Source organism: Oceanisphaera ostreae, from assembly GCF_042676125.1.
GTDB classification, from domain to species: domain Bacteria; phylum Pseudomonadota; class Gammaproteobacteria; order Enterobacterales; family Aeromonadaceae; genus Oceanimonas; species Oceanimonas ostreae.
In genome coordinates this window covers 1-13466 of the sequence record NZ_JBHTJS010000003.1, presented here as the reverse complement: position 1 = coordinate 13466, position 13466 = coordinate 1, and the positions used below count along the sequence as shown (strand labels likewise).

Sequence of the window (13466 nt, the reverse complement as noted above, 5' to 3'; positions counted from 1 at the left end):
CCAGCCGTTTCCATCGTTTAGGGGGAAATGATGTCTACTAATAATGCATCTTATACTGAGACTCTTACACTGGGTCAGAAGTCATATCTCTATTACAGCCTGCAAAAGCTGTCACAGGGTAAAGAGCTTGCTCGTTTACCTAAATCCTTGAAGGTTCTTACCGAAAACCTATTGCGCAACCTCGACGGCGATACCGTTAGCGAAGAGGGTATTGCGGCCATGGCCGCGTGGCTAAAGCAGGGTGAGTCTAACCGAGAAATTGCCTTTCGCCCAGTTCGGGTGCTCATGCAAGACTTTACCGGTGTACCTGCGGTGGTGGACTTAGCCGCGATGCGCGATGCGGTACAGCGCCTCGGTGGCAAGGCCGAACAGGTTAACCCCTTATCGGCGGTCGATTTGGTTATCGACCACTCGGTAATGGTGGATGCCTTTGCCAGTGAGCAGGCTTTTGCTACTAACGTTGATATGGAAATGGCCCGTAATGGTGAGCGCTATGCCTTTTTGCGCTGGGGCCAACAAACCTTTAATAATTTTCGCGTCGTGCCGCCGGGTACGGGTATTTGTCACCAGGTTAACCTCGAGTATTTAGGGCAAACCGTGTGGCAGCAGCAACAAGACAATCAAACCGTCATCTGCCCAGACACCTTAGTAGGTACCGACTCCCACACCACCATGATTAATGCGCTGGGCATTCTGGGCTGGGGCGTGGGTGGCATTGAGGCAGAAGCGGCCATGTTGGGCCAGCCTATCTCTATGCTGATCCCCAAAGTGGTTGGTTTTAAGCTCACCGGCAAGTTGCGCGAGGGCATTACCGCAACCGACTTAGTGTTAACTGTGGTGCAAATGCTGCGTAAAAAAGGCGTAGTGGGTCAATTTGTAGAATTTTACGGTGATGGTTTGGCGACGCTACCTTTGGCAGACCGAGCGACCATTGCCAACATGGCGCCAGAATATGGTGCTACCTGCGGCTTTTTCCCTGTAGATGAAGAGACCCTGCGTTATCTCACTCTAACTGGGCGCAGTGAAGAGCAGGTTGAGCTGGTTGAGGCCTACAGTAAAGCACAGGGACTATGGCGACATGCGGGTGATGAGCCGGTGTTTACTGATACGCTAAGTTTGGACATGAGCGAAGTGGTTGCCTGTTTGGCGGGCCCTAAACGACCGCAAGACCGAGTTGAACTGTCTAATGTTCCCCAAGCATTTAGTTTAAGCCATGAGCAAAAAATTGAGCAAAAAGTTGAGAAAAAACAAAAGCATCGTCTAGAGAATGAAGGTGGTCAAACGGCGGTTGCATTAGATGAGTCGCTGCAAAGCACCGAATTTTCACTCAATGGTAGCTCTTATCAGTTAGACGATGGCGCCGTGGTGATTGCCGCCATTACCTCTTGTACCAATACCTCGAATCCGAGTGTATTAATGGCGGCCGGTTTGCTGGCCAAGGCGGCGGCTGAGAAAGGCTTAACACGCGCCCCTTGGGTTAAAAGTTCACTGGCACCCGGCTCTAAGGTGGTTACCGACTACCTGATTAAAGCCGGACTAATGCCTTATTTAGAGCAGTTGGGCTTTTACTTAGTTGGTTATGGTTGTACTACGTGTATTGGTAACTCTGGGCCCTTGGCCGAGCCCATTGAAGAGGCCATTAAAAAGCAAGATATGACGGTGGCGGCGGTATTATCGGGCAACCGTAACTTTGAAGGGCGTATTCATCCGCTGGTTAAGTCCAACTGGTTAGCCTCACCACCGTTAGTGGTGGCGTATGCGCTGGCGGGCAATATGCATATCGACTTAACCAAAGAGGCGTTAGGCACCGATAAAGACGGTAAACCGGTTTATCTTAAAGATATTTGGCCATCACAGCATGCCATTGCCGAGGCCGTAGAGCTGGTTAACAGCGAGATGTTCCATAAAGAATATGCCGCAGTGTTTGATGGTGACGAGCACTGGCGTGCCATTGAAGTAGAAAACACCAGTACCTTTAACTGGCAGTCCAATTCTAGCTATATACAACATCCGCCATTTTTCCAAACCATGGAAAAAGAGCCAGCGCCGATTAGCGATATTAGCCAAGCACGTTTGTTGGCGGTATTAGGCGACTCGGTGACGACCGACCATATTTCTCCGGCGGGTAGCATTAGTGCCGATAGTCCGGCTGGGCGTTATTTACAATCGCTTGGGGTAGAACGTAAAGACTTTAACTCGTACGGCTCACGCCGTGGTAATCACGAAGTGATGATGCGCGGTACCTTTGCCAATATCCGTATTCGTAACCTGATGCTCGAGAATGTGGAAGGGGGCGAAACGCGTCATTATCCAAGTGGTGAGCAGCTATCCATTTATGATGCCGCCATGCGTTATGAGCAAGAGCAAGTGCCATTAGTGGTGGTTGCAGGTAAAGAATACGGTACCGGCTCTAGTCGTGACTGGGCGGCGAAAGGCACCTTATTGCTTGGTGTGCGAGCCGTTATTGCCGAATCGTATGAGCGTATTCACCGCTCTAATCTTATTGGCATGGGCGTGGTACCGCTGGAGTTTATCAACGACAGCGCAAGTAGCTTAGGCCTGAAAGGGGACGAGCTGATCAGCATTAAGGGGCTGAGCGAGCTCACCCCCGGTAAAGAGCTGTTAGTGGTGATTGAAGCGAGCGATGGTACTAAGCAAGAGGCCAATGTGCGCTGTCGTATCGACACCAGCAACGAGATGAAGTATTACCAGCACGGCGGCATTTTACACTATGTAATTCGCGGTATGTTGGCTTAAAGAAAGCTTTAAGCGGTAAGCTGTAAGTTAAAACAAAAAGCACCTAACCTGTTGGTTCGGTGCTTTTTTGTAGGTTAGGTGTTTTAGGTAAGTGTGCTCTCGCATTACGCGGCTTAAACCTATCCTGCTCCGCAGGGCCCGCAGCTAAAGCGCGGGACTACAAAGTGAGGCTCGCATCCATGATCTGCGTGGATGTATAAAGAGTCGCTGATCGCGTATGGCGTGCTTTATCCCAGCGTGGCCAAAATAACTTGGGAGGGGGCGAAGCGGGCTTGGGCTCGGTCGCCTATTTGCATGTTCAGCTGCTGGCTTTGAGTCTTGCTTAATAGAGCACACAGTGACTCGCCTTGATCTAGCCGTAGATGATATTCATCAAACTCATCTCCTGGCACTATCTCGCTAATGCGACCCGTTAGCCTATTGTCGTCGTTATTTAGTTCAGTGCTTAGCAGGCCTTCTTCTGGCTCCAACATGACCCAAGGAGCTTTAATCAGCGCTAACACTTCCTTACCTACAACCAGCCCCAAACGCTGGCAGCTGCGTTCGGTAATATCGGCATAAAGCTGAGCTCCCCCTTGTAGGGTCAAACATACTTTTCGACTGAGATCACTTGGGTCAAGGGACACAACGTGCGCAAAAAACTGATTGCGGGCGCTGGTTTGTAATGAAAAACGCGCCACCACCGACAATAAACTATCAAGTGAAGTCGTCTCATCTTGCAGCGCATCTACCGCCATGCATTCTATCTGATTCAATAAGCCATAAATTTTAAGTAAGCGATCACCATAAGGAGTGAGTAGGGCGCCCCCGCCCCCCTTACCACCGGTTTCGCTTACCACAACGGGGCTATCTGCCAGCGCGTTAATGTCTTTTATCGCATCCCACGCAGATTTGTAGCTAATGCCAGCTGTCTTAGCCCCGCGGCTAATAGATCCCTGCTCGCGAATTTGTTCCAACAAACGGATGCGGCGAGGGTTAATAAACAGTGTGTTCTGACTGTGCAGGCTAAGCAGTAATTTCAGATCCATAAAAAAGTCCTTGAGGTCGACGCGATCCATTGTGGCCAAGCTTACGGCTAGCTTCAAATGATAATCCTGACTTTAAGATTTAATGGTTACCGTTGTGTTTTTATTTATATAGCGATAAAGTGCACTCGTTATGTATTATATTATATAGCCAGAGGGTGGGATAAAAATGAATAATAAATTTCGCATATCGTTACTAGTAGCCGCACTTGGCTGCAGCACCCCAGTATTTTCTGATGACATTCAGGTGGCTGTTGCGGCAAACTTCATTGATGTAATGAAGCAATTAGGTGAGTCATTTGGTGAAATAAGCGGCCATAAAGTGTTAGTTTCTTCCGGTGCCACAGGCAAACTGTATGCACAAATAAAAAATGGTGCGCCTTATGATATCTTTTTAGCAGCAGACGATGCGCGGCCTATTTTATTAGATGAAGAAGGGATAGCGATTGCCGACACGCGCTTTACCTATGCGCTAGGAACACTAGTGTTGTGGAGCCCACAACATGAATTGATTGATAAAAATCTCACAGTGCTTAAAGAGCAAAAATTCAGTTACATCTCGATTGCTAACCCCAAAACAGCCCCTTATGGGCGTGCGGCACAGCAAACACTGACTGAACTTGGCTATTGGGATGCAGTGCAGCCTAAAATGGTGCGTGGCGAAAATATCGGCCAAGCTTATCAGTATGTATACAGTGAAAATGCTCAGTTAGGGTTTGTTGCTAAGTCTCAAATCTTTAAAAATGGTGAGTTTAAAGGCGGTTCGCACTGGGAAGTCCCTGCCGATATGTATGACCCTATTGTACAACAAGCGGTATTGTTAAAAGACCATCAAGCTGCTCGTGACCTACTGGACTACATTCGCTCGCCAGAAGCAGTTAAGGTTATTGAGTCATACGGTTACAGCGTTAGCCCTTAGGCATACGGTGAATAGGACGAGATAAACCTTAACTTAAACCCTTTTGCAACGACTCTTTACTACGGCAAGCACAGAGTCCACGGAAAAATTAAGCTGGGATAAGAGCAGGCCCTTAGGACAGCAGTTTTGTAGGGTAGAGTTCATTCGACCGATTTTAGGCCGTGCTACGGTTTTGGTCGATTGAAATCGACCCTACGATCAGGATGGCTCCTGGTTTTTTGTAGGGGCGAATTCATTCGCACAATAGTGGTGGCACGGCCTAAAAGAGACCAACCTACAAAACTCACGTGAGACCTTGACACCCAACAGAGTATCTACGATCAGGATGGCTCCTGGTTTTTTGTAGGGGCGAATTTATTCGCACAATAATGGTGGCACGGCCTAAAAGAGACCAACCTACAAAACTCACGTGAGGCATTGACACCCAACAGAGTCTCTACAATATACCGAGTTCTGTAGTCCGGCCCTTATTTTATAAAGTAAGTTCGGCGGCCCTGCGAAGCAGGATAGTCTGGTCATTGAACTTACTTATGGCTTACAGCTGACCGCTTAAAGCTTTGTTTCTGACTTGATTACTATTTTTCGTGGATTCCGTTGCGATAAAATCTCTAATTTAGGTCTTCAAAGCTATGTTTAATCAGCTTAATTAAGAAAAAGGAACATGCATGGGGTTATCTGCGGACGATCTTACGGCGTTATTTCTTACGTTGCGTTTAGCCGGTATTACGGTCGTTGTATTATTGATTATTGGCATGCCACTGGCGTGGTGGTTAAGTCAAACTCGTTGTCGTTTTAAAGCGGTGATTGAGGCCATGGTGGCGCTGCCGTTGGTATTACCTCCGGTGGTGCTGGGCTTTTATATGTTGCTGGCGCTGGGGCCTAACGGTATTTTTGGTAAGGTTTCTCATGCGCTGGGGGGCGGCACGCTCGCTTTTAGCTTTACAGGGCTGGTGATTGGTTCTGCCTTTTATTCTTTGCCATTTGTAGTGCAACCGTTGCAAGGGGCATTTGCTAATTTAGGTCAGCGCCCTTTAGAGGTGGCGGCCACCTTGCGGGCGTCGCCATTGGACCGATTCTTTACGGTAGTGCTGCCATTAGCGCGCAATGGATTTTTAACGGCAGTAGTGTTGGGCTTTGCCCATACCTTGGGTGAGTTTGGCGTAGTGTTGATGATTGGCGGCAATATTCCTGGTGTGACCCAGGTGGTATCTATCGCCATTTATGATCACGTAGAAACGCTACAATATGGTCAAGCGCATTTATTATCCGCAATACTGCTGGCGCTATCATTTAGTATTTTGCTGGCAGTGTATGCCTTGAATCGACGGTTTTCGGTGGTACGAGTATGACAATTAAAGCCGCCTTTCATGTGCAGCGAAAACAATTCCAACTGGATGTCGATTTTGAATTACCCGCCCGCGGTGTAACCGCACTGTTTGGCCCTTCTGGCTGTGGTAAAACGACCTTGCTGCGGGCGATGGCAGGGTTAGAGCGCTGCCGCGGCCGTTTTTGGTTGGGCCAACAATGCTGGCAAGACGAGCAAATATTTGTACCAACTTATAAACGGCGCTTAGGTTATGTGTTTCAAGAAGCGAGTTTGTTTCCTCATTTGTCGGTGCAAAAAAACCTAGAGTACGGCTGGCGACGTTTACCTGCAGCGCTGCAAAGAGACGATAAAGAGCAACTGATTGAGTGGTTAGGGCTAACAGCTTTGCTGCAACAAGGGGCTGCACAGCTGTCGGGCGGGCAACGCCAGCGTGTGGCTATTGGCCGTGCCTTGTTAACCAGCCCCGAACTATTGCTATTAGATGAACCTTTATCAGCACTGGATAACCGAGCCAAGCAAGAAATTATGCCGCTATTGGAGCATTTATCCGAACATGCCAAGGTGCCGATTTTTTATGTGACCCATGCACCAGTAGAAGTGGAGCGCTTGGCGAATCGGGTATTGCTGATGGACCAAGGCCGCATTACTCATAACGATAGCCTGCAGCAAGCCTTGGCGCGGCCAGATACACCTTTGTATCGTTATGAGGAAGTGGCCGGCATTATAGAAGGGCGCATTGCCGACTCACTTCCCGACGGGCGCCTACCTTTTGATAGCGATGCTGGGCGATTATGGCTGGCGGGCAATAACCCCGCAGGAGCAGGGCCTGCCCGAGTAAGAATATTAGCCAGTGATGTGAGCCTTGCGCTGGCACCTGTGCACAATATCTCTATTGTTAATCAACTGCCGGCGACGGTGTTAAGCATTACGCCAGCGGCTGCAGGAATAGTCTTGTTGCGCTTAAAATTAAGCGGCGGCCAGCAGATCCCCGCCCAGCTTTCGGCATATTCGGTCACCCAACTGAACTTAGCGGTTGGCAGCGAATGCTACGCCCTAATCAAAGCCGCCGCCTTGCTTCATTAGTGTTGAGTGTTGAGTTGTAAATGTTGAGTGTTAAGTTAAAACTCAACATTCAACATTCAACATTCAACATTTACGGGTCTTAACCCCGTCTGGGGTGCCAATTAGCAGAACGTCGGCACCGCGCTCGGCAAACAGCCCGTTGGTGACCACGCCTACAATGGCGTTAATCTGGGTTTCAAGCTTTTTTGGGGCGATAATCGACAGCTCATGAACATCTAAAATATGATTGCCGTTATCGGTTACTACGCCTTCGCGATACACCGGCTTGCCGCCGAGCTTGGTTAGCTCACGGGCTACATATTCCCGAGCCATGGGGATTACTTCTACTGGCAACGGAAATTGGCCCATCACCTCCACAGTTTTAGTACCGTCTACAATACACACAAAACGCTGGGCTACGGCTGCCACAATTTTTTCTCGGGTTAATGCCGCGCCGCCGCCTTTGATCATCGCCATGCTAGGGTCGATTTCATCGGCACCATCCACATAAACTGCAAAGTCTTCAATCTCATTAAGATCAAACAGTGGAATTCCCAGCTCTTTTAGACGAGCGCTGGAGGCTTCCGAGCTAGACACTGCTCCTTTAATTTGATCTTTAATGGTCGCCAGTGCATCAATAAAATGATTGACGGTAGAGCCGGTGCCCACGCCAATGATACTGCCTGCAGGTACGTATTCGAGCGCGGCCCAACCGGCGGCTTTTTTCATTTCATCTTGTGTCATGGAGTAGTGTCTTCTCTGTGTTAGGTGCCTATGGCGGCTAAATAAGGTGGCGGTGATTGGCCGTTGCAAAGGCTGGCATTATAGCAACTTGGCTTTACCTTGCATAAACGGATTAGATACCAATTATAAAACTAACCACAAAGACTTTTTCGCAACGGAACCCACGGAACCCACGGAAAAATAGAGATAAAATCTGAATAAAAGCCTGTTAAGGGTGAAGCGTAAAGAGTGAAGAGGACAAAATAAACCTAGGACCTAAAGATATTTCTGCCACGGAAAAATAGAGATTAGATCTGAAAAACATTTAATTGGTAAGATCTAGAAAAACAGCAGGAAGCGATAAGCAAGATCAGATGCCAAACTTACAGGTTCTGTGCCTATCTTCCAGCTCTCTGCTTCAAGCTGCGCTATGTTTTGTTCTTACCCATAATATCCTTGGGCTCTTTTCGAGCTTATCTCAGCTTAATTTTTCCGTGGGTTCTGTGGATTTCGTTGCAGATATTTTTAGCTAAAGTGCCAATGCTGATCTGGTGTGAGCAGCTCGGGTAGGGGAATGTCCCAGTGGTCCGTTGGAATAGCAGGCAGTTGCTGACAATTATGAGCCAACCCCACGGGCCGTGGGCCCAGTCCGTGTCGCCAAGGGCTTAAGGTGCGGTCATAAAAGCCGCCGCCCATACCAATACGATTGCCATTGGCATCAAAAGCCACCAAAGGAGTATAAATAATATCGAGTTCGCTTTTGGACTCCAGTAGGCGGATATCGAGCTTGGGTTCGCTAATGCCAAAGCAGTTTTCAACCATAGTGGTGTTTGGCGTATAGCGTAAAAACAGCAAGTTCCCCGAGCTAAAAGGGTGTAGCACCGGTAAGTAGACCTGTGTGCCGTTGGCCCAGTACCAGTCTATAAGTGGTTGCGGATTGAGCTCACCGTCGTTGGCCAGATATAAAGCCACCTTGCTAGCGCTTGCCAAATGGGCGGCGTCAGCTACCCGCTGCACTATGTTATCCGACGCTGCCTGCTGCTGAGTTTGACTCAACTGGCGACGCGCTTCTCGTATTTGCTGACGTACTCGTCGTCTCTCGTCCACAACACTCTCCAAAGGATGAAATCTATACATTAGATCCTGCTGCACAGGATTTAGCAGCTAAAGCAGCTACTACAAAAGGCGGTGTTTATTTTTTAGCTTGGCCCCAGTCGCTTGTACTCGGCGCTTTATTTTCCCCAAGGCCCTTCAAGAAGCTCTAGATAGACGGCTTCAACTTGGGCGCGAGCCCAAGGCGTGCGACGCAAAAAAGTCAGGCTCGATTTAATGCTGGGGTCACTTTTAAAGCAGTTAATATTCACACGAAGTGCCAGCTCTTCCCAACCGAGGCGGTCAACCAGCTCAGTCAGCAATGCCTTAAGGGTAATGCCATGCAAAGGGTTATTGAGTTGTTCTGTCATTAAAAAGATTACCTATTACGTCGGGGACACAATAATTGTAACAGGATTTATAGAGGGAGAGAGCAGGAGAGTTGTCGAATTGCCGCTGATGCGACGAACTGTCGAGTTAAAAAGAGTCAACAGTGAAAGGGGATCCCCAAGGTGCCGTTGCGGGTGTGAGTCCTTGAACCGTACGGTTCAAGGCGGAAATCCGGTATCTACCGCAGGCTTCTCGGTCGGGCCGAGCATGCACAATAGTAAACAACACGGCTTTCCTGTTGGTATTAATATCGGCTCAGGGACGTCACCCTACTGACGAACACCCCAGGGAAAGCTAAACTTGTTTTTAACGTTATTTTTTAACGCTTTTTCTCAATGTACTTGTTAACTAGTATACCTCATTACTAACCTAATTTGTTAGCAAGAGCTTCTTCAATGGTTTGTTGCAGCAACTTAATGCGTCTATCCATTGATTCAGCATATTGGTAGTTTTTATCTTTTTCAAGCTCAAGATCATGGCACACATTTAGTGCCAGCATAATGGCTACTTGCTCATTAGAGCCCGCCTTACCGCTTTGCTTAAAGCTACGAATACGCTCATTAAGCGTATCTGCCGCCCGCTGCAACGCAACTTCCTGCCCCGCAGGGCAAGCAACCTTGTAAGGTCGGCCGAGAATAACAATGTCGATTGCCGCTGTGGTCATGCTGGTCCTCAGATGGCTGATTGCAGTAAGCTGGGAAATTCTGGCGACTATATAGCGCAACACCATAAGTTTCAAGGGGTGGCTAGCCTGAGAGAGGTCACAATGCTAGGATCTGCCCTATATTCACCCTTTTTTATCTATCGAGTAGCTGATGAACGACAAGGCCCGTCCTAATTATGACGCTTTTACTACCTTACTAGAGCACCATAACATGGTGGTGACCACCGCCGAAGTCCACGGTGTTATCTGCGGTCTTATTTGTGGCGGCATGGCACAAAACGATCCTCGCTGGCAGCAGCACTTTAATGCTTTATTAAACGATGATTTTGAGTTGCCTAGCGATCTAAAGAAAGCGGTTAATCTCTTGTTCTCTAGAGTATATGAAGAGCTGATTAGCCAAAGCAGATTCGAATTATTAATGCCAGATGATGACGAGCCACTCGACGATCGCCTAGAAGCGATGATGGAGTGGTCAGCAGCCTTTCTCGCCGGTTTTGGTGTGGTGCAGCAAGAGTTGAATAAAGCCTCGGCTGAGCTTCAAGAAATGATCCAAGACATTAGCAGCATTACTCAAGTGTCGGGTGATTTTGATCAAGAAGACGAAGAAAGTGAAACCGCTTTCGTGGTGTTATACGAGCACCTAAAATTAGGCGCTACCTTGGCGTTTGAAGAATTTGGTAAAGGCCAGACTCAGCCTCAGCGACCCACTTTGCATTAACAGCGACAGTTCAGCCCCATGACCCATTATGATGTGGTAATTAACGGCGGCGGCATGGCCGGTGCCATGCTGGCCCTAGGCTTAAGTCAGCTTAGCCAAGCCGACGGTTCGGCCTTGCGTATAGCGCTGATAGAAAAGTCACTTCCCGAGCAAAACCTGCATCCAGGTTTTGATGCCCGCAGCATTGCCCTTGCTAGTCATAGCCAAGATTTACTGCAGCAACTGGGGCTGTGGCCTTTGCTGAGAGAGCTGGCCACCCCCATAACGGCCATTCAAGTGTCTGACCAAGGGCATATTGGGCAGGTAAACCTGCAGGCGCAGGACTATTCGGTGCCTGCGTTGGGTTATGTGGTTGAACTTAATCCGGTAGGGCAGCTGTTGTATCAACAATTGCAGCAGCATCCTGCCATTGATTTGCTATGCCCAGCGCAGATACAAGCGTGGCAGCAAGCACCAGATAAGGTGACGGTGACATTGGATGGCGATGATCAGTTAAGCGATCGCCAATTCACCACCAGCTTGTTGGTGGCCGCCGATGGCAATCACTCGCAAATTGGCCGCCAGCTTAACCTGCCTCGTCGGCAGTTTGATTATCAACAAAGCGCCATTATCGCCAATGTGCAAACCGCCATGCCTCATCAAAACCGTGCTTTCGAGCGATTTACGCCCGAGGGTCCCATCGCGCTATTGCCGATGAGTGGCGGGCGTTGTTCGCTGGTATGGTGTGTGTCTAACGGCCGAGCTAACCAGCTGATGGACCTTGATGAAACCGCTTTTTTATGCGAGTTACAGCAGGCCTTTGGCTATCGATTAGGGCGGATCACCCGCACGGGGACGCGGCATTGCTACCCCTTGGTGCTGGATGAAGTGACTCGTCCTTGGCATCACAGGGTAGTGCTAGTGGGTAATGCCGCTCATTTGTTGCATCCTATTGCCGGGCAAGGCTTTAATTTAGGATTGCGCGATGTGGCCGCTTTGGTTGAACAAGTGCGACAGGTTTTGTCCTCTGTTGGCGCAAGCTCAGAAAACCCTACAAATTTGGCAACCCCTATAAGCGTTGCAAACCATGACGATATTGGCGGTTATCAGATGCTCAGCCGTTACTGGCAATCTCGACAGGCCGATCAAGCTGAGTTGGTGGGCATGACTTCGGCACTGGCGTTATTGTTTTCAAATGATCATCCTGTGCTAGCGGCGGGTCGCAATCTGGGGCTGATGACCATGGCAGCCTGCAGCTCTTTGAAACACATGTTGGCCTGGCAGGCCATGGGCAAAAGGTAATTTGATGCAAGCAACAGATGTGATCATTATTGGCGGCGGCATGGTGGGGCTCACCTTAGCCCTAGCGCTTGAAGACAGCGGATTAAAAGTGGCGGTGATTGAAGGTCAGCTCCCCAGTTGTGAGTTACCCGCTATCCCCGAAAATCGAGTGAGTGCGATTAACCTCGCCTCACAAACCTTGCTCGAGCGTCTTCATGCTTGGCCTACCCGGCAACAACGACTCGGGCCTTATACCAGCATGGCGGTATGGGAAGCTGACAGCGGAGCCCACATCGACTTTTCTGCCGCTCTAATGCACCAGCCCCATTTAGGGCACATAGTAGAAAACCGACTGTTGCAGCTTAGTCTGCTTGAGCAAGCCAGAGCTCGCCCGCATATCGATTTATATTTACCGACTCGCGCCCACACCGTATCGGTGAGTGAGCAGGGCGCGTTTGTATTACTAGATAACGGTATTCCCATTACCGGCCGTCTATTGGTAGGGGCAGACGGTGCCCGATCTTGGCTACGCGAGCAATTACAGCCGGGCATGGTGGAATGGGATTATGATCACAGCGCGCTAGTGGCCACGGTAGCGACGGTTGAGCCCCACCAGCAAACCGCTCGCCAAATTTTTCGTGGTAATGACATTCTGGCGTTTCTGCCCTTGGCTGATCCGCATCAATGTTCGATAGTGTGGTCTTGTGCGCCAGACGATGCCGCAGAGCGGCTGGCGCTATCGGAAGCTGACTTTAATAAAGCGTTAGCTTTGGCCTTTGATATGCGACTTGGGCAATGTGAGGTGTTAAGCCCCCGCATGGCCATTCCATTAAAGGCGCGTTTTAGCCAGCAGTTTTGTGGTCCGCGCTGGGCCTTAATTGGTGACGCGGCACATACCATTCATCCCTTGGCGGGGCAGGGTGTTAACTTGGGGCTGCAAGATGCCGCCGCCTTGGCCGAAACCCTCACCCGACTGCACCAAGAGGGCCGAGATATTGGCGCTTTGGCTGAGTTAAAGTCGTTTGAACGTTGGCGTAAAGCCGAAGCGGCTACCATGCTGGCCGCCATGGAAGGGCTAAAACGGCTGTTTGGGCAATCCAACCCGTTGTTAAAAGGCCTACGCGGTATGGGATTAAACCTCACCAACCGCCTCACCCCACTTAAGCGCAAGCTAGCCGCCCATGCCCTAGGCACCACCGGCCTGCAAGCTGAGCTGTCTAAGAAAAAGCCGTAAGCTTTAAGTGAAACAGTGTAGAGGGTGAAGAGGACGACAAATGCCGCCCTTTGCCCTCCATACCGATCGGGTCTGGAGTCTAAGTCTTAAAGATTAAATCTGGAAGATATTGCCCCCTTCAGGTAGCTGTACGGCTTGGTCTTACCCATAGCATCACTTAGCACTTTTCGCTTTATATCCCATCTTAATTTTTCCGTGTTCTTCCGTGGGTTCCGTGGCAAAAAAATCTGTAACTATTCAGCTTAGAAATCGAAGTTGAGAAAATTATCCCTTTTCTCAACTATTTCTCAGGATC

General features: G+C 49.3%; 12 protein-coding genes and 1 other RNA gene. 7 read left to right on the top strand and 6 right to left on the bottom strand.

Annotated features, from left to right (window positions below; genetic code table 11):
- The first annotated feature begins 30 nt into the window (after positions 1 to 30).
- Positions 31 to 2757, top strand: a complete 2727-nt coding sequence (acnA, locus tag ACFQ1C_RS01425) for an aconitate hydratase AcnA (protein WP_379556749.1) — start codon at positions 31 to 33, stop codon at positions 2755 to 2757.
- A gap of 227 nt (positions 2758 to 2984) precedes the next feature.
- Here acnA and ACFQ1C_RS01420 read toward each other — a convergent pair whose 3' ends face one another.
- The gene (locus ACFQ1C_RS01420; RefSeq protein ID WP_379556748.1) at positions 2985 to 3785 is read right to left on the bottom strand and encodes a TOBE domain-containing protein; all 801 of its coding nucleotides are present in this window, start codon (positions 3783 to 3785) and stop codon (positions 2985 to 2987) included.
- Between the two features lie 166 nt (positions 3786 to 3951).
- On the opposite strand from ACFQ1C_RS01420, the gene modA reads away from it, so the two are divergent.
- The 3 genes from modA (at position 3952) to modC (ending at position 7111) form a co-directional block, all read left to right on the top strand.
- Positions 3952 to 4701 (top strand): molybdate ABC transporter substrate-binding protein, encoded by a 750-nt coding sequence (gene modA / locus ACFQ1C_RS01415; RefSeq protein ID WP_379556747.1) that lies wholly within the window; start codon positions 3952 to 3954, stop codon positions 4699 to 4701.
- A gap of 665 nt (positions 4702 to 5366) precedes the next feature.
- On the top strand, positions 5367 to 6050 hold the full coding sequence (modB, locus tag ACFQ1C_RS01410; RefSeq protein WP_379556746.1) for a molybdate ABC transporter permease subunit: 684 nt from the start codon (positions 5367 to 5369) through the stop codon (positions 6048 to 6050).
- Positions 6047 to 7111, top strand: coding sequence for a molybdenum ABC transporter ATP-binding protein (gene modC / locus ACFQ1C_RS01405; protein WP_379556745.1), 1065 nt, complete (start codon positions 6047 to 6049; stop codon positions 7109 to 7111). Before modB ends, modC begins: the two co-directional genes overlap by 4 nt.
- 63 nt (positions 7112 to 7174) lie before the next feature.
- On the opposite strand, the gene rpiA is transcribed toward modC, so the two are convergent.
- The 5 genes from rpiA to ACFQ1C_RS01380 all read right to left on the bottom strand — a co-directional run bounded on the left by rpiA (position 7175) and on the right by ACFQ1C_RS01380 (position 9959).
- Positions 7175 to 7834: a ribose-5-phosphate isomerase RpiA gene (rpiA, locus tag ACFQ1C_RS01400; protein WP_379556744.1), complete on the bottom strand. Its 660-nt coding sequence runs from the start codon at positions 7832 to 7834 to the stop codon at positions 7175 to 7177.
- 504 nt (positions 7835 to 8338) lie between these two features.
- Positions 8339 to 8950, bottom strand: a complete 612-nt coding sequence (locus ACFQ1C_RS01395; RefSeq protein WP_379556743.1) for a 5-formyltetrahydrofolate cyclo-ligase — start codon at positions 8948 to 8950, stop codon at positions 8339 to 8341.
- Between the two features lie 95 nt (positions 8951 to 9045).
- Positions 9046 to 9276 (bottom strand): VF530 family protein, encoded by a 231-nt coding sequence (locus ACFQ1C_RS01390; protein WP_379556742.1) that lies wholly within the window; start codon positions 9274 to 9276, stop codon positions 9046 to 9048.
- 129 nt (positions 9277 to 9405) lie between these two features.
- Positions 9406 to 9589: non-coding RNA, 6S RNA (ssrS, locus tag ACFQ1C_RS01385), on the bottom strand.
- A gap of 70 nt (positions 9590 to 9659) precedes the next feature.
- Positions 9660 to 9959 (bottom strand): cell division protein ZapA, encoded by a 300-nt coding sequence (locus ACFQ1C_RS01380; protein WP_379556741.1) that lies wholly within the window; start codon positions 9957 to 9959, stop codon positions 9660 to 9662.
- Between the two features lie 151 nt (positions 9960 to 10110).
- Between ACFQ1C_RS01380 and ACFQ1C_RS01375 the strand changes: the two genes are divergently transcribed.
- Genes ACFQ1C_RS01375 through ACFQ1C_RS01365 form a run of 3 tightly spaced genes read left to right on the top strand, consistent with a single transcriptional unit; the run spans position 10111 to position 13171 of the window.
- Entirely contained in the window at positions 10111 to 10677 is a 567-nt protein-coding gene (locus tag ACFQ1C_RS01375) for a UPF0149 family protein (RefSeq protein WP_379556740.1), read from the top strand.
- Between the two features lie 18 nt (positions 10678 to 10695).
- A complete protein-coding gene (gene ubiH, locus ACFQ1C_RS01370) occupies positions 10696 to 11958 on the top strand; it encodes a 2-octaprenyl-6-methoxyphenyl hydroxylase (RefSeq protein ID WP_379556739.1) in 1263 nt (420 codons plus the stop codon).
- Positions 11959 to 11962: 4 nt separating this feature from the next.
- The gene (locus ACFQ1C_RS01365; RefSeq protein WP_379556738.1) at positions 11963 to 13171 is read left to right on the top strand and encodes an FAD-dependent oxidoreductase; all 1209 of its coding nucleotides are present in this window, start codon (positions 11963 to 11965) and stop codon (positions 13169 to 13171) included.
- Positions 13172 to 13466: the final 295 nt, after the last annotated feature.